Raw genomic sequence first — 17,935 nt, 5'->3', positions numbered from 1 at the left:
GTCGGGCAGACCGGAAACCGAGACTGCCGACATTAAGCACCCGTGAGCCGCTCCGAAAGCGGATCGGCGCGGGCCGGCGAAAAGTCTGCGCCATGGGCGCGGGGCAAGTGTAAGCTGAGATTGTGCAGGGCGATCGGCAAGACGCGCGGCAGAGCCGCCGGCGCGGTCGCATGGCGCATGTCGAGAAAACAAGAAAACCAAAGAGGCGGAGCGGGATCATGAGCGAAGCAGTCCCTCAAGCGACGATCGGGCAAGCGACGATCGAGGCCGCGCGGCGCCCGCGCCGCTGGCACATCGCCGTGTTCCTGCTGCCAGCCGTCGTCGTCTACACCGCCGTGATGATCCTGCCGCTCTTCGAGACGCTCAGGCTCTCCTTCTACAACACGGTGGACGGCCGGCCGGCCTTCGTGGGCCTGGCCAATTTCGGCGTGCTCTTCGGCAACGAGCGCTGGGCGGCGGATTTCTGGAACGCGCTCAAGAACAACTTCGTCTTCTTCGTGATCCACATGCTGGTGCAGAATCCGATCGGCGTGGCGCTTGCCGCGATGCTGTCGCTGCCGAAGCTCCGCTTCGCGGCCTTCTACCGCACCGCGATCTTCCTGCCGACGCTGCTCTCTTTCGTCATCGTCGGCTTCATCTGGAAGCTGATCCTGTCGCCGATCTGGGGCGTGTCGCCCTACCTGCTCGATCTCGTCGGCCTGAAATGGATGTTCGGCCCCTGGCTCGGCAAGCCGGGTTCGGCGCTGATCGCCGTCTCGCTGATCTCCGTCTGGCAATATGTCGGCATTCCGATGATGCTGATCTACGCAGCGCTTCTCAGCATCCCGGACGAGGTGATCGAGGCGGCGGAATGCGATGGCGTCACCGGCTGGAGCCAGTTCTGGAAGATCAAGCTGCCGCTGATCCTGCCGGCGATCGGCATCATCTCGATCCTCACCTTCGTCGGCAATTTCAACGCCTTCGACCTGGTCTACACCGTGCAGGGCGCGCTCGCCGGGCCCGACGGTTCGACGGACATTCTCGGCACGCTGCTCTACCGCACATTCTTCGGCTTCCAGCTCCAGCTCGGCGACCGTTCGATGGGGGCGACGATCGCCACGGTGATGTTCCTGATCATCCTTGCCGGCGTGTCCTTCTATCTCTTCGTCATCCAGCGGCGCATGCGCCGCTACCAGTTCTGACCGGAGGCCGCCCCATGTCCAAGGCTCGTACATCGCTGACCCGAACCTCGCTCGTCCATCTGGCGCTGATCGCCTATACGCTCATCGCGCTCTTTCCGGTGTTCCTGACGATCATCAACTCGTTCAAGAGCCGCAACGCCATCTTCCGCAACCCGATGCAGTTGCCGACGCCCGAGACCTTCGATCTCGTCGGCTACGTCACGGTGCTCGGGCAGGGGGATTTCGCCAACTATTTCCAGAACAGCCTGGTCGTCACCGTCGTCTCGATCTTCTTCGTGCTGCTCTTCGGCGCCATGGCCGCCTTCGCGCTTTCCGAATACCGCTTCCGCGGCAACACGCTGATGGGGCTTTATCTGGCGCTCGGCATCATGATCCCGATCCGGCTCGGCACGGTGGCGATCCTGCAGGGCATGGTCGCGACCGGGCTCGTCAACACGCTGACGGCGCTGATCCTCGTCTATACGGCGCAAGGCCTGCCGCTTGCCGTCTTCATCCTGTCCGAATTCATGAAGACCGTCTCGGACGACCTCAAGAATGCCGGCCGGATCGACGGGCTTTCGGAATATGCGATCTTCTTCCGCCTCGTGCTGCCGCTCGTCCGGCCCGCCATGGCGACGGTCGCCGTCTTCACCATGATCCCGATCTGGAACGACCTCTGGTTCCCGCTGATCCTGGCCCCGAGCGAGGCCACCAAGACGGTGACGCTCGGCTCCCAGATATTCATCGGGCAGTTCGTGACGAACTGGAACGCGGTTCTCGCCGCACTGTCGCTCGCGATCTTCCCGGTCCTCGTCCTCTACCTCGTCTTTTCGCGGCAGCTCATCCGCGGCATCACGTCGGGAGCAGTGAAGTGACGGTTTGCGACCGCGGTTCGCCCCCTCATCCGGCCCTGTGGGCCACCTTCTCCCCGAGGGGAGAAGGGGACCATGCCGTGACATCTGCGTACTTCCTCCCCCCTTGGGGAGAGGGTGGCCAAGCGAAGCGGAGGCCGGGTGAGGGGGTGTCCCGCGCCGACGTCTCTGAAGGGAACAATCAATGACTTCGACATCTGCGATCCGCGTCCTGTCGGCCGGTCTCGGCAATATGGGCCGCAGCCACGCGCTCGCCTATCACGAGAACCCGGGCTTTGCGATCGCCGGCCTCGTCAACCGGTCGAAGGTTGACCTGCCGGAGTCGCTGAAGGGCTACGACATCCTGCCGTCCTTCCCGGAGGCGCTGAAGGCGCTGAAGCCGGAGCTCTGCTCGATCAACACCTATTCCGACAGCCATGCCGATTTCGCGGTCATGGCGATGGAGGCGGGCGCCCATGTCTTCGTCGAGAAGCCGCTGGCGACGACGGTGGCCGACGCGGAGCGTGTCGTCGCCTGCGCCAGGGCCAACGGCCGCAAGCTCGTCGTCGGCTATATCCTGCGGCATCATCCGTCGTGGGTGCGGCTGATCGGCGAGGCGCGCAAGCTGGGCGGTCCTTACGTCTTCCGCATGAACCTGAACCAGCAGTCGAGCGGCCCGACCTGGGAGACGCACAAGGCGCTGATGCAGACGACGCCGCCGATCGTCGATTGCGGCGTGCACTATGTCGACGTGATGTGCCAGATCACCGACGCGAAACCCGTGGAGGTGCGCGGCATGGGACTTCGCCTTTCCGACGAGATCGCGCCGGAGATGTACAACTACGGTCATCTGCAGGTGATGTTCGAGGACGGCTCGGTCGGCTGGTACGAGGCGGCCTGGGGGCCGATGATCTCGGAAACCGCCTTCTTCGTGAAGGACGTGATGTCGCCGAAGGGATCGGTCTCGATCGTCATGGACCCGAACGCCAAGTCCGACGACATCGACACGCATACCAAGACGGCCGTCCTCCGCCTGCACCGTGCCGAGACAGGGCCGGATGGCAAATTCCTCAAGGTCGACGAGGACCTGACGATGGCGGGCGAGCCCGGCCACCAGGAGCTCTGCGACCGCGAGCAGGCCTATGTGCTGAAGGCGATCCGCGAGGATATCGACCTTTCGCGCCACATGGACGATGCGGTGCAGTCGCTGCGCATCTGCCTGGCGGCCGACGAGAGTGTGAGAACCGGCAGACCGGTCAAATTATAACAAGGGGACGATTGGTGGGCTCTCTTCAACTGAAATCCGTGCGCAAGTCCTTCGGTCCGGTCGACGTGCTCAAGGGCATCGACCTCGACGTGAAGGACGGTGAATTCGTCATCTTCGTCGGCCCGTCCGGCTGCGGGAAATCGACGCTGCTGAGGATCATCGCCGGCCTCGAGGACGCGACGACCGGCAATATCCTGATCGACGGGGCGGAGGTCGGCGTCGTGCCGCCCGCCAGGCGCGGCATCGCGATGGTCTTCCAGTCCTATGCGCTCTACCCGCACCTGAGCGTCAAGGACAATATGGGACTCGGCCTCAAGCAGGCGGGGACCCCGAAGGCGGAGATCGATCAGCGGGTGACGAAGGCGTCGGGCATGCTCTCGCTCGACAGCTATCTCGCGCGCCGCCCGGCCGAGCTTTCCGGCGGCCAGCGCCAGCGCGTGGCGATCGGGCGGGCCATCGTGCGCGAGCCGAAGCTCTTCCTGTTCGACGAACCGCTGTCGAACCTCGATGCGGCGCTGCGCGTCAACACACGGCTGGAGATCGCCCGGCTGCACCGCGAATTGAAGGCGACGATGATCTACGTGACGCACGACCAGGTCGAGGCGATGACGCTCGCCGACAAGATCGTCGTGCTGGACGGCGGCGTCATCCAGCAGGTCGGTTCGCCGATGGAGCTCTACAACCGGCCGGCCAATCTGTTCGTCGCCGGCTTCATCGGCTCGCCGGCGATGAATTTCGTCGATGCCGCACGCCTCGGCATCGACGGGGCGAAGACCATCGGCATCCGTCCCGAGCATATGACGCTTTCGCGCGACAGCGGCGAGTGGCAGGGCAAGGTCGTGCATGTCGAGCATCTCGGTGCCGATACGATCGTCTATCTGGAATCGGAAAAGGCCGGCCTTCTGACCGCGCGGCTGTTCGGCGAGCACCACTACGCGCCGGACGACCTCGTCTATGCGACGCCGAACGCCGGACAGCTTCACCGTTTTGACGACGCGGGCAGCGCGATGCGCTGAGGCACGCATCACGATCGTGTGATGCCGCTGCAGATGGCGCTTTTCGCGTTGCGACAAAATATTGCGCAACGTCAAAAATTAACATACAGACATGTTTGTATAAATGGATGCGGGCGGCCGGCGGCCTCCCGCATCCCATCATTTCATTACTTTCCGACCTGTCGGGCCGTCGCGCGGGCGGCCGGCACCTTTGACTGGAAAAGCCCATGCGTTTGCCGAGACCTTTCACCATTGTGTCGATGACGAGCCTTCTGCTGCTCGCCGGCTGCCAGCAGGAAGAGCAGGCGGCTGCGGGCGGCGGCTTTCCGCCACCGCAGGTCGCCGTCATCACGACCGCCACCGAAGACGTGCCGATCACCAACGAGCTGCCCGGCCGCATCGCCGCGACGCGCGTTGCCGAAGTGCGGCCGCGCGTGAGCGGCATCGTCGTTGAGCGCGTCTTTGAGCAGGGATCCCGCGTCGAACAGGGTGACGTGCTCTATCGCATCGATCCGGCACCTTTCCAGGTCCAGGTCGACAGTGCGGAAGCAACGCTGCGACGCGCCAAGGCCGTGCGCATGCAGGCGCAGACGGCCGCCGATCGCCAGGAGCAGCTCCACAAGTCGAATGTGGCTTCGGCGCAGCAGTACGACGACGCGGTCGCCCAGCTCGCGCAGGCCGATGCCGATGTCGCGATCGCCGAGGCTGGCCTTGCGACGGCGCAGCTCAATCTCGAATATGCCGATGTGACGGCGCCGATCAGCGGCCGCATCGGCCGCGCCCTGATCACCGAGGGGGCACTTGTCAGCGCAAGCGGCACCGAGAACCTCGCGACGATCCAGCAGCTCAATCCCGTCTATGCCGACTTCACCCAGTCGGCGACGGACCTTATCCGCCTGCGCAAGGCGCTCGAGGACGGCGACCTGATGGCCGAAAACAACTCGGCCGATGTCAAGCTCCTGCTCGACGACGGCACGGAATATCCGCATCGCGGCAGGCTGCTGTTCTCCGAAGCGGCGGTCGATGCGACCACCGGCCAGGTAACGCTGCGCGGCGAGTTTCCGAATCCGGACGGCGACCTCCTTCCCGGCATGTACGTCCGGGTGCAGATCGAGCAGGGCGTAGAGAGGAACGCGGTGCTCGTGCCGCAGCAGGCCGTGCAACGCGACGCCTCCGGCAGTGCGCAGGTCTTCGTGGTGAGCGCGGACAACAAGGCGGGCGTGCGCCCGGTCCGGGTCGGCCGTGCCATCGACACGCGCTGGGTGGTGACCGACGGGCTGACGGCCGGCGAGAAGATCATCGTCGAGGGTTTCCAGAAGGTCCAGCCGGGCGGCGAGGTCGTTCCGGCCGATTGGAAGCCGGATGCCGCCGCCGATGTGCCGGCCGGCGAACAGCAGACGGATGCCGCCGCGGAGACCGGATCGACCGAGGGTGCGGCCAAGGCCGAGCCGAACGAGCAGGCAAAGTGAGGGCCTGATCCATGCCGAGTTTCTTCATCGACAGGCCGATCTTCGCCTGGGTCGTGGCGATCATGATCATGATCGCCGGCGCCATCGCCATCCCGCTCCTGCCGATCGCGCAATATCCGGAGGTCGCGCCGCCGCAGATCTCGGTGAGCACGACCTACCAGGGCGCCTCGTCGCAGGACACCTACCAGAGCGTCACGAAGCTCATCGAGGACGAATTGAACGGCGTCGAGGGCATGCTCTATTTCGAGTCCACCTCGAGTGCGGCGGGCTCCGCCGAGATCAACATCACCTTCGCGCCCGGCACCGACCCGAGCCAGGCGTCGGTCGATGTGCAGAACCGCATCAGCCGCGTCGAGCCGCGCCTGCCCGATTCCGTGCGCCGCCAGGGCGTGACCGTCGAGGAGGCGGGCTCCGGCTTCCTGCTCATCATCTCGCTCACCTCCACCGACGGCTCGATGGACGCGATCGGCCTCGGCGACTATCTGAACCGCAACATCCTGAGCGAGGTCCAGCGCGTTCCCGGCGTCGGCCGTGCGCAGCTCTTCGCCACGCAGCGCTCGATGCGCATCTGGCTCGATCCGGACAAGATGCTCGGCCTCAACCTGACGGCGACCGACGTCACGGCCGCCGTGGAGGCGCAGAACGCCCAGATCGCCGCAGGCTCGATCGGCGCGCAGCCGAATCCGATCGCCCAGCAGATCACCGCCCCCGTCAACATCAAGGGCCAGCTCACGACGCCGGAGGAATTCGGCGCGATCGTGCTGCGCGGCAATGCGGACGGCTCGGCGGTGCGGCTGCGGGACGTCGCGCGCATCGAGGTCGGCGGCGAAAGCTACTCCTTCTCGACCCGCCTCAACGGCCAGCCTTCCGCGGCGATCGGCGTGCAGCTGTCACCGACCGGCAACGCCATGGCGACGTCGGAGGCGATCAAGGCGCGCATGGACGAGCTGTCCGAGTTCTTCCCGCCGGGGCTGGAATATTCGATCCCCTACGACACCTCGCCCTTCGTGAGGGTGTCGATCGAGAAGGTGCTGCACACCCTGCTCGAGGCCGTCGGCCTCGTCTTCCTCGTGATGTTCCTGTTCCTGCAGAACATCCGCTACACGATCATCCCGACACTCGTCGTGCCCGTGGCGCTGCTCGGCACCTGCGCCGTCATGTTCGCCATGGGCTTCTCGATCAACGTGCTCACCATGTTCGCCATGGTGCTGGCGATCGGCATTCTCGTCGACGATGCGATCATCGTCGTGGAAAACGTCGAGCGCATCATGTCGGAGGAGGGGCTGCCGCCCAAGGAGGCGACCCGAAAGGCGATGAAGCAGATCACCGGCGCCGTCATCGGCATCACGCTGGTGCTGGCCTCGGTGTTCATCCCGATGGGCTTTTTCCCCGGCGCCGTCGGCGTGATCTACCAGCAGTTCTCGCTGACCATGGTCGTGTCGATCCTGTTCTCTGCCTTCCTTGCGCTGTCGTTGACGCCGGCGCTTTGCGGCAGCTTCCTGAAACAGGTGCCGAAGGGCCATCATCACGCCAAGCGGGGCTTCTTCGGCTGGTTCAACCGGTCCTTCGACCGGACCTCGCACGGCTATAGCGGCTCGATCGGCTGGCTGATCCGCCGCGCCGGACGGGTGATGGTCATCTACGTCGCGATCCTTGCGGGTCTCGGCTACATGTTCCTGAAACTGCCATCCTCCTTTCTTCCGGACGAGGACCAGGGCTTCGTCATCGTCATGATGCAGCTTCCGTCCGAGGCGACGGGGCACCGCACCGACGAGGTGATCGCCCAGGCCGAGCAGATATTCGGCCAGGAGCCCGCCGTCGACACGATCGTCGCGATCAACGGCTTCTCTTTCTTCGGTGCCGGCCAGAATGCGGGCCTCGCCTTCGTGACGCTCAAGGATTGGAGCGAACGCGGGCCTGAGAATGCCGCGCAGGCGATCGCCGGCCGCGCGACGGGCGCGATGAGCCAGATCAAGGACGCGATCAGCTTCGCGCTGTCGCCGCCGCCGATCCAGGGTCTCGGCACGACGGGCGGCTTCTCCTTCCGCCTGCAGGATCGCGGCGGTCTCGGCGAGGCGGCGCTCGCCCAGGCGCGCGACCAGCTTCTCGGCCTTGCGGCCCAGAGCCCGGTCGTTGCCGGCGTTCGCTTCGAGGGCATGCCGGATGCGGCGCAGGTCGACGTGGTGATCGACCGGGAGAAGGCCAACACGTTCGGCGTGACCTTCGCCGAGATCAACTCGGCGATCTCGACCAATCTCGGCTCGACCTATGTCAACGACTTTCCGAATGCCGGCCGCATGCAGCGCGTGACGGTTCAGGCGGACGAGGAAAAGCGCATGCAGGTCGCCGACCTGCTGAACCTCAATGTCCGCAACGCGGATGGCGGCATGGTTCCGCTATCCGCCTTCGCGTCCGTCGAATGGGTCAAGGCGCCGACGCAGACGGTCGGCTACAACGGCTACCCGTCGGTCCGCTTCAGCGGGGATACGAAGCCCGGCTTCTCGTCGGGCGATGCGATTGCCGAGATGGAGCGGCTTGCCGCGCAACTGCCGCCCGGCTTCGGCTACGAGTGGACGGGCCAGTCGCTGCAGGAGATCCAGTCGGGCTCGCAGGCGCCGATCCTCATCGCGCTCTCCTGCCTGCTCGTCTTCCTGTGCCTCGCCGCGCTCTACGAAAGCTGGTCGATTCCGATCGCCGTCATCCTCGTCGTGCCGCTCGGCGTCATCGGCGCCGTCATCGCGGTTACGCTGCGCGACATGTCGAACGACGTCTACTTCAAGGTCGGCCTGATTGCGATCATCGGCCTTTCGGCGAAGAACGCGATCCTGATCATCGAGTTTGCGAAGGAGCTGATGGCCGATGGCAAGTCGCTGCTGGAGGCGACGGTCGAAGCCTGCCACCTGCGCTTCCGGCCGATCCTGATGACGTCGCTCGCCTTCACGCTCGGCGTGCTGCCGCTCGCGATCGCGACCGGGGCGAGCTCGGGCAGCCAGCGGGCGATCGGCACGGGCGTGATGGGCGGCATGATCACCGCCACCGTTCTTGCCATCTTCTTCGTGCCGGTGTTCTTCGTCTTCGTGATGAGGCTCTTCGGTTATGGCGGCAGGAAGAAGGAGGCGGCCGCCCAGGCCGCGCCGGCAGAATGATCGACAACGCGGTCCGCCATGTGGCGAGCCATCCTGCAGTGTGAGGGAGCCATGCGCAGGACGAAAGCCGATGCCGAGGCGACCCGCCAGCAGATCCTGTCTGCGGCGGAGCGCGTGTTCTACGAGAAGGGGGTCTCGACCGCGACCATGGAGGACGTGGCGCATGTGGCGGGCGTTACCCGCGGTGCCATCTACTGGCACTTCCAGAACAAGACCGATCTCTTCCTCGCCCTCTACAAGTCGGTGCCGCTGCCGCAGGAGGACATGATCGACCGCGGGCTCGAGGCACCGGGAAGCGACGCGCTTGCGCTGGTCGAGAGCATGGCGGGTGACTGGCTCGATCATTTTTCCAGGGACGAGCAGCGCCAGCGCATCCTGACGATCCTCCTGCGCTGCGACTATAGCGGCGAGCTCTCCGGCATGCTCGACGAGCAGCAGCGGATGGACGACCAGCACATGCGCGCGCTGGAGCTCGCCTTTGCACGCGCGGCGTCGGAAGGCCAGCTGACCCCCTGCTGGACGCCGAGTTCCGCGGCCTCGGCGCTCCGCTGGATGATGAAGGGCCTCTGTACGGAATGGCTGCTGTTCGGGCGTCGCTTCGATCTCGCGGCGCAGGGCAAGGAGGGCCTGAAGCGGCTCTTCAGCAGCTTCACCCCGCAGCGCGGCGCGGTGGCCGACGTCAGATCGCCAGAGCTTCCCTGAGGTCGATGCCGTTCTTCGGCCGGAGGTCGAGGTCGGTCTCGATATGGTCGATGTGGTGCAGCATCAGCCGGCAGGCCTTCTCCGCGTCGCCCGTCTCCAGCGCGGCGGCGATCTCCTCGTGTTCCCGGTGGCCGCAGCTCGAGGCCGTCGACTGGCCGTAGAGCGCGATGACGAGCGAGGAGCGGGCCACGAGTTCGTCCATGAAGCGTTCCATGATGCTGTTGCCGGCAATCGCCGCCAGCGTCAGGTGGAAGTCGCCTGACGCCTTGATCTCGGCGCGGCGCGCGTCGCGACCGCGCTGGCCGGTCAGCCGCTGCTCCTCGGCGAGCAGGTGCCTGAGGCGCACGATGTCCGATGGCGCGGCGTTCCGGGCCGCCGCCGTCACGATGCCGGGTTCGATCTGCCGGCGCGCCGCGAAGATCTCGCGGGCCTCCTCCGGCGAGGGATAGGCGACGAAGGCGCCGCGGTTGCGCTCCACCTTGACGAGCCCCTCGTAGGAGAGCGCCTGCAGGGCGCCGCGCACCAGCGTGCGGCTGACCTTGAAGAGCTTGCCGACATCGGCCTCCGAAAGCTTCGTGCCGGGGGCGAGCCGCCGCTCGACGATCGCCTCGCGCAGTGCGTCGCGAATCTGCTGGCTGCCGCCGTCTGCGGCTTCTTCGGCGGGAAGGGAGAGTTCTGCTGCCATGGTTCGGTGGTCCGATTTGCCGCCACGTTACAGTGGAATCCGGAGGAAGAAAATCGCTTTTTTGTCTGCAATTTTTGCAGGCTATTGTATACAATATTTGCACGAAATTGGTGACGATAGCCCATTTTATGGGCAGTGCAAAAGATGGCTGTTTTTGACGCTTCTGGAAAATTTCACTTGTTTTCATACGGTTAAACGACGTCCCCGGAACTGGCACGGTGGCTGCATGGGAGGAACCCAAAAATGGGGAACTCTGCATGTCCAAGGCATCCGAGATCGATATCGTCTCCGTCTCCAAGGTCTATGGCGGCACGACGGCGGTTCACTCCATCAGCCTGAAGATCCCGGGCGGCAGCTATTGCTGCCTGCTCGGACCATCCGGCTGCGGCAAGTCGTCGACGCTGCGCATGATCGCCGGACACGAGAGCATTTCATCCGGCGACATCCGCCTCGGCAATGCCGTCATCACCGACCTGCCGCCGGCCAAGCGCGGCACCTCGATGATGTTCCAGTCCTATGCGCTCTTTCCGCATCTCGATCTCGTCGACAATGTCGCCTTCAGCCTCAAGATGAAGGGTGTCGACAAGGAAGAGCGCCGCGCCAAGGCGCTCGACATGCTGACGCTGATGCAGATGGAGGCCTATGCCGGCCGCCGGCCGCAGCAGCTCTCCGGCGGCCAGCAGCAGCGCGTGGCGCTCGCCCGTGCGCTGATCACCGGCCCGGATGCCCTGCTTCTCGACGAGCCGCTCTCCGCCCTCGATCCGTTCCTCAAGATCAGGATGCGCGCCGAGCTCAAGAAGCTCCAGAAGAGCCTCGGCATTTCCTTTGTCCACGTCACCCACAGCCAGGAAGAGGCGATGGCGCTCGCCGACATCATCGTCATCATGAACGACGGCCGGATCGAACAGGCAGCGACGCCGCGCGAGGTCTTCGAGCGGCCGGCGACCGCCTTCGTCGCGCGCTTCATGGGCGATCACAATGTGCTCTCCGGCCGCGTCATCAACAACCAGGGCGGCCGGATCGTCTTCGAGGCGCCGGAGGGCCAGGTTTTCGCCGTGGCCGGCGAGGGGCTCGACGTCGGTGCGCCGGTCGATATCGGCGTGCGCACCGACCGCGTGCGGATCGAGGAACCGACGGAGAGGCCGCTCGGCTTCAACGGAGTCGTCTCCAATGTCGAATATCGCGGCTCCTCGGTGAAGGTGACCGCGGTCGGCGCCGGCAGCGACGACTTCACCGCCATCCTGTCGGATGCCGACTATTTCGCGAAGCCTGTCGCCGTCGGCGACGTCGTCGCGCTGAGCTGGGCCCTGGAGGACGTCGTTCTCCTCGGCCGCGTAGCCGCCTGACTTTCGACCAACCACCAAAAGGGGAACGACAATGACGAAAGAGATCGAGACCAAGAAGGGCGGCATCACCCGCCGTTCGCTGCTGAAGAGCGGGGCTGCGGCCGCCGGCGCCATCGCCGGCTCCGGCGCCATCACGGGATTCCCGACGATCTGGGCGCAGAACCCGATCACGCTGCGCCAGTTCGGCACGGGCGTGTCGAACATCAACGCCATCGCCGAGAAGTGCAAGGAAGACCTCGGCGTCACGCTGGAGATGACGGCGACGGACTCCGACGCCGCCGCCCAGCGCGCCGTCACCCAGCCGGACAGCTACGACATCGCCGACATCGAATACTGGATCCTCAAGAAAGTCTTCCCGACCGGCGTGATCCAGCCGATGGATACCAAGAAGCTGACCTACTACGACAAGGTCGTTCCGCTCTTCAAGACCGGCAAGCTGACGCCCGACAGCGTGATCGCGCAGGGCACGGCGCCGCACACGGTGGGCTTCGTCGAGGCTGCGGATGCCAAGACTTTCGCGGCAGGCGAAACCGAATTTTTCACCATGATGCCGACGATCTACAACGCCGACACGCTCGGCATCCGCCCCGACCTCGTCGGTCGCGAGATCACCACCTGGGCCGACATCATGGACCCGGCCTTCAAGGGCAAGACCTCGATCCTCAACATCCCGTCGATCGGCATCATGGATGCGGCGATGATCATGGAGGCCATGGGCAACATCAAGTATGCCGACAAGGGCAACATGACGACGGAAGAGATCGACGCGACGATCGACTTCCTCATCAAGGCCAAGCAGGACGGCCAGTTCCGCGCCTTCTGGAAGTCCTTCGACGAGTCCGTCAACCTGATGGCCTCCGGCGAAGTCGTCATCCAGTCCATGTGGTCGCCGGCCGTCGCGGCCGTGCGCTCCAAGGGCATCGCCTGCAAGTATCAGCCGTTGAAGGAAGGCTACCGCTCCTGGGGCGGCGGTCTCGGGCTGGCTGCGCACCTTTCGGGTGCGCAGCTCGACGCGGCCTATGAATATATCAACTGGTACACGTCCGGCTGGGTCGGCGGCTACCTCAACCGCCAAGGCTACTACTCGGCCTGCATGGAGACCGCAAAGGGCTTCATGTCCGCCGACGAATGGGGCTACTGGATCGAGGGCAAGCCGGCCGCTGGCGACATCCTGTCGCCGGAAGGCAAGGTGATGGAGAAGGCCGGTGCGGTGCGCGACGGCGGTTCCTTCGAGGAGCGCATGGGCAAGGTCGCCTGCTGGAACTCGGTGATGGACGAGGACCGCTACATGGTCCGCCGCTGGAACGAGTTCATCGCAGCCTAAAGGAAGAGCAGGGCAGGCGGAAGTGGTGGCCCCTCATCCGCCTGCCGGCACCTTCTCCCTCCAGGGGAGAAGGAGCCCATGCCGCGACCTTGGGTCCGAGGCTGCTGTGGCAGGGGGCCGATACATACACGGCGTTTCCTCTCCCCTTGCGAGAGAGGATACAAAATCGAGGGCTTAGCCGGAGGCTAAACCTCTGATTTTGTTGGTGAGGGGCAACACCGTTCGCCGACAGTGAGAACTGCGATGATCTGCCCCGACGGTCGTTCGCCCCTTACGGAGACGCTGCCATGACTGCACTTGCATCGCCGGAAGAGAAGGCGCCCGTCGCGGAGAACCGAAGCGGCGCCTCGGCCTATGACGGCCTGGCGCGGCTTGCCGCCCGTATCGCCTCCTATCTGCAGGCCCTGCCGCTGCTCCTCATCCTCGGCTTCTTCTTCGTCCTGCCGATCCTGACCATCATCGTCGTCAGCTTCTGGGACTACGACTTCGCCGGGCTCTATCCGGATTTCATGACGCTCAACTACGAGGAGGTGCTGGGCTCCTGGGTGACGTGGAAGACCTATCTCAACACGCTGAAATTCACCGTCATCGTGTGGGCGCTGACGCTCCTCATCGGCTTCTGGGCGGCCTATTTCCTTGCCTTCCACATCCGCACGACGACGATGCAGATGGTGCTCTTCCTCGTCTGCACCGTGCCGTTCCTGACCTCGAACATCATCCGCATGATCTCGTGGATCCCGGTGCTCGGGAGGAACGGCCTCGTCAACACGACGCTGGTCGAACTCGGCATCATCCCGGCGCCGATCGAATGGCTGCTCTATTCCGATTTCGCCGTCGTGCTCGCCATGGTGCATCTCTACACGCTCTTCATGGTGACGCCGATCTTCAACACGCTGATGCGCATCGACAAGTCGCTGGTCGAAGCGGCGCGCGACGCCGGCGCCACCGACTGGCAGATCCTCTGGAACGTCATCATCCCGCTCGCCAAGCCCGGCATGGCGATCGGCTCGATCTTCGTCGTCACGCTGGTGATGGCCGACTTCTCGACCGTTCAAGTGATGTCCGGCGGGCAGAGCGCGTCCGTCGCGCTGATGATGAAGAACCAGATGTCGCTGCTGCAATATCCGGCGGCCGCCGCCAATGCCGTGGTGCTGCTCGTCCTCGTCCTCATCATGGTCGCCGGCATCCTGCGCGTCGTCGACATCCGCAAGGAGCTTTGAGATGAACCACGAGAAACGCACCCTCGGCTTCTACCTGCTCGCCGCCTTTTTCGCGCTCTTCGTACTTTTCCTCTACGGCCCGCTGTCGGCGATCCTGATCCTCTCCTTCCAGGGACCGGACGGGGGGCTGACCTTTCCGCTGAACGGCGTGTCGCTGCACTGGTTCGGCAATCTCTTCGAGCAGCAGGCGGTCGGAGACTTCGGTGCGTCCTTCCGCCGGTCCTTCGCGCTCGGCCTGATGGTGATGGCCGTCACCGTCGTCGTCTCGCTGCTGGCGGGCCTTGCCTTCCGGCGGAAGTTCGTCGGCGCGACACCGGTCTTCTATCTTGCGGTCGCCAGCCTCGTCGTGCCGTCGATCATCGTCTCGCTCGGCATCGGCGTCGTCTTCCAGCAACTCGGCCTGCGTCCCGCCTGGTATTCCTCCGGCTTCGGCGCGCATCTCACCTGGACGCTGCCCTTCGGCGTGCTCATCATGTTCGCCGTCTTCAACCGTTTCTCGCCGGCCTATGAGGAGGCGGCGCGCGATCTCGGCGCCTCGTCCTGGCAGACCTTCCGCCATGTCGTCCTGCCGATGATCGCGCCGAGCCTCGTCGGCGTCGGGCTCTTCGGCTTCACGCTCTCCTATGACGAGTTCGCCCGCACGCTGATGACATCAGGCACCTACAACACGCTGCCGCTCGAAATCTACGGCATGACGACCAATGTCACGACGCCGGTGCTCTACGCGCTCGGCACCGTCACGACCCTCTTCTCCTTCACCGTGATCCTCGGCACGCTCGGCACGATCTACTATCTGCGCCGGCGGCAGGATCGGGCGCTTTAGGCATTCCATGCGCATCCTGCTCGTCAATCCGAATACGACCCAATCCATGACCGACAAGGCCGCCGCGGCAGCGCGCGCGGTCGCCGGTCCCATGACCGAGATCGTGGCGGCGACCTCGCAGATGGGACCGGCCTCCATCGAGGGCCACTATGACGGTGCACTGGCGCTGCCGGGCCTGATCGAGCAGATCCGCCGCGGCGAGGCGGCCGGCGCCGACGCCGTGGTGATCTGCTGCTTCGACGACACGGGGCTCGATGCGGCGCGTGCCATGGCGTCGATCCCGGTTCTGGGCCTCTGCGAAAGCGCCCTGGCGACGGCGGGTTTTCTGGCACAGCGGTTTACGGTGGTCACGACGCTGGAACGCTCCCGCGTGCTGATCGAGGACCTGTCGCGCCGTTATGGATCCGGTCACCGGGCAAAGGTCCGGGCGGCCGACATTCCCGTTCTCGAACTGGAGGAAAAGGCATCCGGCGCGCTCGGCAGGCTCAGGGGCGAGATCGAGCGGGCGCTCGACGAGGACGGCGCCGAAGCCATCGTGCTCGGCTGCGCCGGCATGGCCGACCTCGCCTACGAGCTTCAGGAGTTTTATGGCGTGCCCGTCATCGACGGGGTGTCTGCGGCGGTCAAGCAAGCGGAGGCGCTGGTGGCGCAGCGGCTGACGACGAGCAAACGCGGGTCCTATGCCGCGCCACTGGCGAAGGCCTATGCCGGGCAGATGAGCGTCTTTGCGCCGAAGGTGGCGTGAGGCGGCAATGTCGTCAACTGCCATGAAAGCGCTGGAGTTCCGGTCCTACTGGATGATTGGAACATCCTGTGTTAAGGTGTACACATCTCAGCACAAGGACTGTCGCGATGCCGGCCAGCACCACAATGACCATACGGGTTCGCCCCGATGTCAAGGACAAGCTCGATCGGCTTGCCGCCGGCACGCAGCGCAGCAAGTCGTTTCTGGCCGGCGAGGCGGTTGCCGCCTATGTCGAGCGCGAGCTTGAGATCATCGAGGGCATCCATGCGGGCATTGCGGATGCCGAAGCCGGCCGGACGGTATCGCACGACTTGGCGATGGCCGAGGTCTATGCCGTCATCGATGCCGCAAATCCTGCGAAAGACAAGGCATGACGAGCCCGGTCCAGTGGTCGCGTGCGGCGCTGGACGATCTCAAGCAGCAGGTGGCTTTCATTGTGCGGGACGATCCGGCCGCAGCGCTTCGCGTCGCCGACCAGATACGGGATGCCGGCATTGCTCTCGGCGAAAAGGCGACGGGGCGGCCGGGTCGCGTGACGGGCACCTACGAGAAGTCCATAAGCCGGCTTCCCTATGTCATATCCTATCAGTTGCGGCATCTTGCCGGCCGCGAAACCATCGTCATCCTGCGGGTGATCCATACGGCCCGCGACTGGCCCGCCGGGAAATGGCCGGGCTGATCGGCTGGCTCAGCGTGCCGGTGCTTACCGGATGCTTTCGAAGGCAGGTCACGTCCCCGACCGCCGGACCCGTTCCACCCACTCCGCCCCGATCTTCCATCGCCGCAGCACGTCGAGCGGGTCCTCGCCGTCGAGCCGTGAACAGATGCGGTAGACCTCCAGCACCTCCACGTTCATCTCGCCCTTCTGGAAGAAGAACATCGCCGCCGCATAGCGGGTGCGGCCGGACCATTCGGTGCCGGGCGGTGTGCGGACCAGCGTCCAGTTCTCTCGGGTCTCGTCGTCCATCATCCGGTCATTTCAGGGCGGGCGGGGTCGCCGTTCGTCGTGCGAGCTTGACGAAGGGGCGGGGCACGATCTTGGCGCGCTTCATCAGCTTTTGATAACGCAGTTCGCGGAGCGCATAGATTTCCACCCAGAGGTCGTCCACGATCTTCGAGCCGTAGGGCCGGTCGAGCGTGGCGATGGCGATGTTGCGCTTGGCGGTCGGCGACCAGATGCCGGCGGTGACGAGCCCGACCTCGCGCTTCTTGCGGTGATAGACGATCGCGTGCTCGGCCGGCACATTGCCTTCGATTTCGAGACCGACGAGGATGCGCTTCAACGTCTGCCTGCGCCGCGCTTCCAGGACCGCCTTTCGGCCGTTGAAGTTCGGCTTGTCCGGATCGACCAGCCAGTCGAGGCCGATTTCGTCCGGCATGCGCACCCGGTTGGCGCGAAGCGCGCCCTCGGCGGTGACGAAATCCGCATTGGCGACGATGAAGCCCGCCTCTATACGGGTCTGGTTCAGGGCGCCGTAGCCGATGGCGCGGATGCCGTGCAGTTCGCCCGCCTGCCAGAGCCGGTCCCAGAGCGAGAGCGCAAGCGCCCGCGGCACGAAGAGTTCGTAGCCGAGATCGCCGGTAAAACCCGTCCGGGAGATCGTCACGGTGCCGCCCTCGTGCGGGAAGGTGGCGATGTCGAACGGTTTCAGCCGCGCGGCTTCCGCAAAGCCGGCGGCGGCCAGAACGGCAAAGCTCGTCGGTCCCTGCAAGGCCACGCCGGCCACTTCCTCGGTTTCCTCGCGGATGTCGACCGCAAAGCCGATGGCGCTGTCGAGCAGCCAGGGCAGATGGCGCTCCTGGCAGCAGAGGCGGAATTCCTCGTCGCCCAGGCGGAACAGCGTGCCGTCGTCGAGCACATGGCCGTGGTCGTCGCACCAGGCGGTGTAGTGCACCCGGTTGACGGCGAGCTTGCGCACGTCGCGCAAGGTCAGCCGGTTGAGGTAACGTTCCGCGTCCGGGCCTGCGATCCGGTATTTCACCATCGGCGAGATGTCGAAGAGCGCGGCGGTCGAGCGGATCGCGAAATATTCGAGTTCCGGGTCGAAAAGCGAATGCGGCGCCTTGTAGCCGGCCCAGTTGTACCAGTCGTTGACCTCGCTCAGCGCCTCGAGCCGCGGATGGAACGGCGTTTCGAGGCGCGGCGTCAGGATGTGGTTGCGGGCCGCGCGGCGAAGCTCGGCGGCTCCCTTGCTCATGGCG

At 65.1% G+C, this 17,935-nt stretch carries 17 protein-coding genes; 14 read left to right on the top strand and 3 right to left on the bottom strand.

Annotation, left to right across the window (positions count from 1 at the left end; genetic code table 11):
- Positions 1-218: 218 nt before the first annotated feature.
- The 7 genes from LXM94_RS14835 (at position 219) to LXM94_RS14805 (ending at position 9,590) form a co-directional block, all read left to right on the top strand.
- On the top strand, positions 219-1,181 hold the full coding sequence (locus LXM94_RS14835) for a carbohydrate ABC transporter permease (protein ID WP_235772243.1): 963 nt from the start codon (positions 219-221) through the stop codon (positions 1,179-1,181).
- Positions 1,182-1,195: 14 nt separating this feature from the next.
- Complete coding sequence (locus LXM94_RS14830) at positions 1,196-2,035, top strand: carbohydrate ABC transporter permease (RefSeq protein WP_235772242.1); 840 nt, start codon at positions 1,196-1,198, stop codon at positions 2,033-2,035.
- Between the two features lie 181 nt (positions 2,036-2,216).
- Entirely contained in the window at positions 2,217-3,278 is a 1,062-nt protein-coding gene (locus tag LXM94_RS14825) for a Gfo/Idh/MocA family protein (protein WP_235772241.1), read from the top strand.
- A gap of 14 nt (positions 3,279-3,292) precedes the next feature.
- Entirely contained in the window at positions 3,293-4,294 is a 1,002-nt protein-coding gene (locus tag LXM94_RS14820; protein ID WP_235772240.1) for an ABC transporter ATP-binding protein, read from the top strand.
- A gap of 206 nt (positions 4,295-4,500) precedes the next feature.
- A complete protein-coding gene (locus tag LXM94_RS14815) occupies positions 4,501-5,742 on the top strand; it encodes an efflux RND transporter periplasmic adaptor subunit (RefSeq protein ID WP_235772239.1) in 1,242 nt (413 codons plus the stop codon).
- Between the two features lie 11 nt (positions 5,743-5,753).
- Positions 5,754-8,888, top strand: coding sequence for an efflux RND transporter permease subunit (locus tag LXM94_RS14810; protein WP_235772238.1), 3,135 nt, complete (start codon positions 5,754-5,756; stop codon positions 8,886-8,888).
- A gap of 51 nt (positions 8,889-8,939) precedes the next feature.
- The gene (locus LXM94_RS14805) at positions 8,940-9,590 is read left to right on the top strand and encodes a TetR family transcriptional regulator (RefSeq protein ID WP_235772237.1); all 651 of its coding nucleotides are present in this window, start codon (positions 8,940-8,942) and stop codon (positions 9,588-9,590) included.
- Here the strand turns inward: LXM94_RS14805 and LXM94_RS14800 are convergent.
- Complete coding sequence (locus LXM94_RS14800; protein WP_235772236.1) at positions 9,568-10,275, bottom strand: GntR family transcriptional regulator; 708 nt, start codon at positions 10,273-10,275, stop codon at positions 9,568-9,570. The genes LXM94_RS14805 and LXM94_RS14800 overlap by 23 nt on opposite strands.
- Positions 10,276-10,532: 257 nt before the next feature.
- Here LXM94_RS14800 and LXM94_RS14795 point away from each other — a divergent pair, with 257 nt between their 5' ends.
- The 7 genes from LXM94_RS14795 (at position 10,533) to LXM94_RS14765 (ending at position 16,412) form a co-directional block, all read left to right on the top strand.
- Positions 10,533-11,621, top strand: a complete 1,089-nt coding sequence (locus LXM94_RS14795; protein ID WP_235772235.1) for an ABC transporter ATP-binding protein — start codon at positions 10,533-10,535, stop codon at positions 11,619-11,621.
- 31 nt (positions 11,622-11,652) lie between these two features.
- Complete coding sequence (locus LXM94_RS14790; RefSeq protein WP_235772234.1) at positions 11,653-12,945, top strand: ABC transporter substrate-binding protein; 1,293 nt, start codon at positions 11,653-11,655, stop codon at positions 12,943-12,945.
- Positions 12,946-13,232: 287 nt separating this feature from the next.
- Positions 13,233-14,165 carry an ABC transporter permease gene (locus tag LXM94_RS14785; protein WP_235772233.1) on the top strand — a complete coding sequence of 311 codons (933 nt, stop codon included), beginning with the start codon at positions 13,233-13,235 and terminating at the stop codon, positions 14,163-14,165.
- A 1-nt stretch (position 14,166) separates the two neighbouring features.
- Positions 14,167-14,988: an ABC transporter permease gene (locus LXM94_RS14780; protein WP_235772232.1), complete on the top strand. Its 822-nt coding sequence runs from the start codon at positions 14,167-14,169 to the stop codon at positions 14,986-14,988.
- A gap of 7 nt (positions 14,989-14,995) precedes the next feature.
- A complete protein-coding gene (locus tag LXM94_RS14775; protein WP_235772231.1) occupies positions 14,996-15,733 on the top strand; it encodes an aspartate/glutamate racemase family protein in 738 nt (245 codons plus the stop codon).
- Positions 15,734-15,840: 107 nt separating this feature from the next.
- Positions 15,841-16,107, top strand: coding sequence for a CopG family ribbon-helix-helix protein (locus LXM94_RS14770; protein ID WP_235772230.1), 267 nt, complete (start codon positions 15,841-15,843; stop codon positions 16,105-16,107).
- On the top strand, positions 16,104-16,412 hold the full coding sequence (locus LXM94_RS14765; protein WP_235772229.1) for a type II toxin-antitoxin system RelE/ParE family toxin: 309 nt from the start codon (positions 16,104-16,106) through the stop codon (positions 16,410-16,412). The genes LXM94_RS14770 and LXM94_RS14765 overlap by 4 nt, the downstream gene beginning before the upstream one ends.
- A 48-nt stretch (positions 16,413-16,460) precedes the next feature.
- Here LXM94_RS14765 and LXM94_RS14760 read toward each other — a convergent pair whose 3' ends face one another.
- Together LXM94_RS14760 and LXM94_RS14755 are read right to left on the bottom strand one after the other, a co-directional pair.
- Positions 16,461-16,700 carry a hypothetical protein gene (locus LXM94_RS14760; RefSeq protein WP_329605610.1) on the bottom strand — a complete coding sequence of 80 codons (240 nt, stop codon included), beginning with the start codon at positions 16,698-16,700 and terminating at the stop codon, positions 16,461-16,463.
- A gap of 7 nt (positions 16,701-16,707) precedes the next feature.
- The gene (locus tag LXM94_RS14755; RefSeq protein ID WP_235772249.1) at positions 16,708-17,931 is read right to left on the bottom strand and encodes an aminomethyltransferase family protein; all 1,224 of its coding nucleotides are present in this window, start codon (positions 17,929-17,931) and stop codon (positions 16,708-16,710) included.
- Between the last annotated feature and the right edge of the window lie 4 nt (positions 17,932-17,935).

Origin of the sequence: Rhizobium alarense (assembly GCF_021555155.1) — a bacterium.
Lineage (GTDB): Bacteria > Pseudomonadota > Alphaproteobacteria > Rhizobiales > Rhizobiaceae > Rhizobium_D > Rhizobium_D alarense.
The sequence above is the reverse complement of the archived record's forward strand: the minus strand, read 5'-3'. Positions and strand labels throughout refer to the sequence as shown.

Coding starts and splice junctions, on each gene's coding strand:
- LXM94_RS14810 (WP_235772238.1), top strand. CDS start 5,754: ATGCCGAGTTTCTTCATCGACAGGCCGATCTTCGCCTGGGTCGTGGCG.
- LXM94_RS14760 (WP_329605610.1), bottom strand. CDS start 16,700: ATGGACGACGAGACCCGAGAGAACTGGACGCTGGTCCGCACACCGCCC.
- LXM94_RS14780 (WP_235772232.1), top strand. CDS start 14,167: ATGAACCACGAGAAACGCACCCTCGGCTTCTACCTGCTCGCCGCCTTT.
- LXM94_RS14815 (WP_235772239.1), top strand. CDS start 4,501: ATGCGTTTGCCGAGACCTTTCACCATTGTGTCGATGACGAGCCTTCTG.
- LXM94_RS14775 (WP_235772231.1), top strand. CDS start 14,996: ATGCGCATCCTGCTCGTCAATCCGAATACGACCCAATCCATGACCGAC.
- LXM94_RS14835 (WP_235772243.1), top strand. CDS start 219: ATGAGCGAAGCAGTCCCTCAAGCGACGATCGGGCAAGCGACGATCGAG.
- LXM94_RS14800 (WP_235772236.1), bottom strand. CDS start 10,275: ATGGCAGCAGAACTCTCCCTTCCCGCCGAAGAAGCCGCAGACGGCGGC.
- LXM94_RS14805 (WP_235772237.1), top strand. CDS start 8,940: ATGCGCAGGACGAAAGCCGATGCCGAGGCGACCCGCCAGCAGATCCTG.
- LXM94_RS14790 (WP_235772234.1), top strand. CDS start 11,653: ATGACGAAAGAGATCGAGACCAAGAAGGGCGGCATCACCCGCCGTTCG.
- LXM94_RS14765 (WP_235772229.1), top strand. CDS start 16,104: ATGACGAGCCCGGTCCAGTGGTCGCGTGCGGCGCTGGACGATCTCAAG.
- LXM94_RS14830 (WP_235772242.1), top strand. CDS start 1,196: ATGTCCAAGGCTCGTACATCGCTGACCCGAACCTCGCTCGTCCATCTG.
- LXM94_RS14770 (WP_235772230.1), top strand. CDS start 15,841: ATGCCGGCCAGCACCACAATGACCATACGGGTTCGCCCCGATGTCAAG.
- LXM94_RS14755 (WP_235772249.1), bottom strand. CDS start 17,931: ATGAGCAAGGGAGCCGCCGAGCTTCGCCGCGCGGCCCGCAACCACATC.
- LXM94_RS14795 (WP_235772235.1), top strand. CDS start 10,533: ATGTCCAAGGCATCCGAGATCGATATCGTCTCCGTCTCCAAGGTCTAT.
- LXM94_RS14785 (WP_235772233.1), top strand. CDS start 13,233: ATGACTGCACTTGCATCGCCGGAAGAGAAGGCGCCCGTCGCGGAGAAC.
- LXM94_RS14825 (WP_235772241.1), top strand. CDS start 2,217: ATGACTTCGACATCTGCGATCCGCGTCCTGTCGGCCGGTCTCGGCAAT.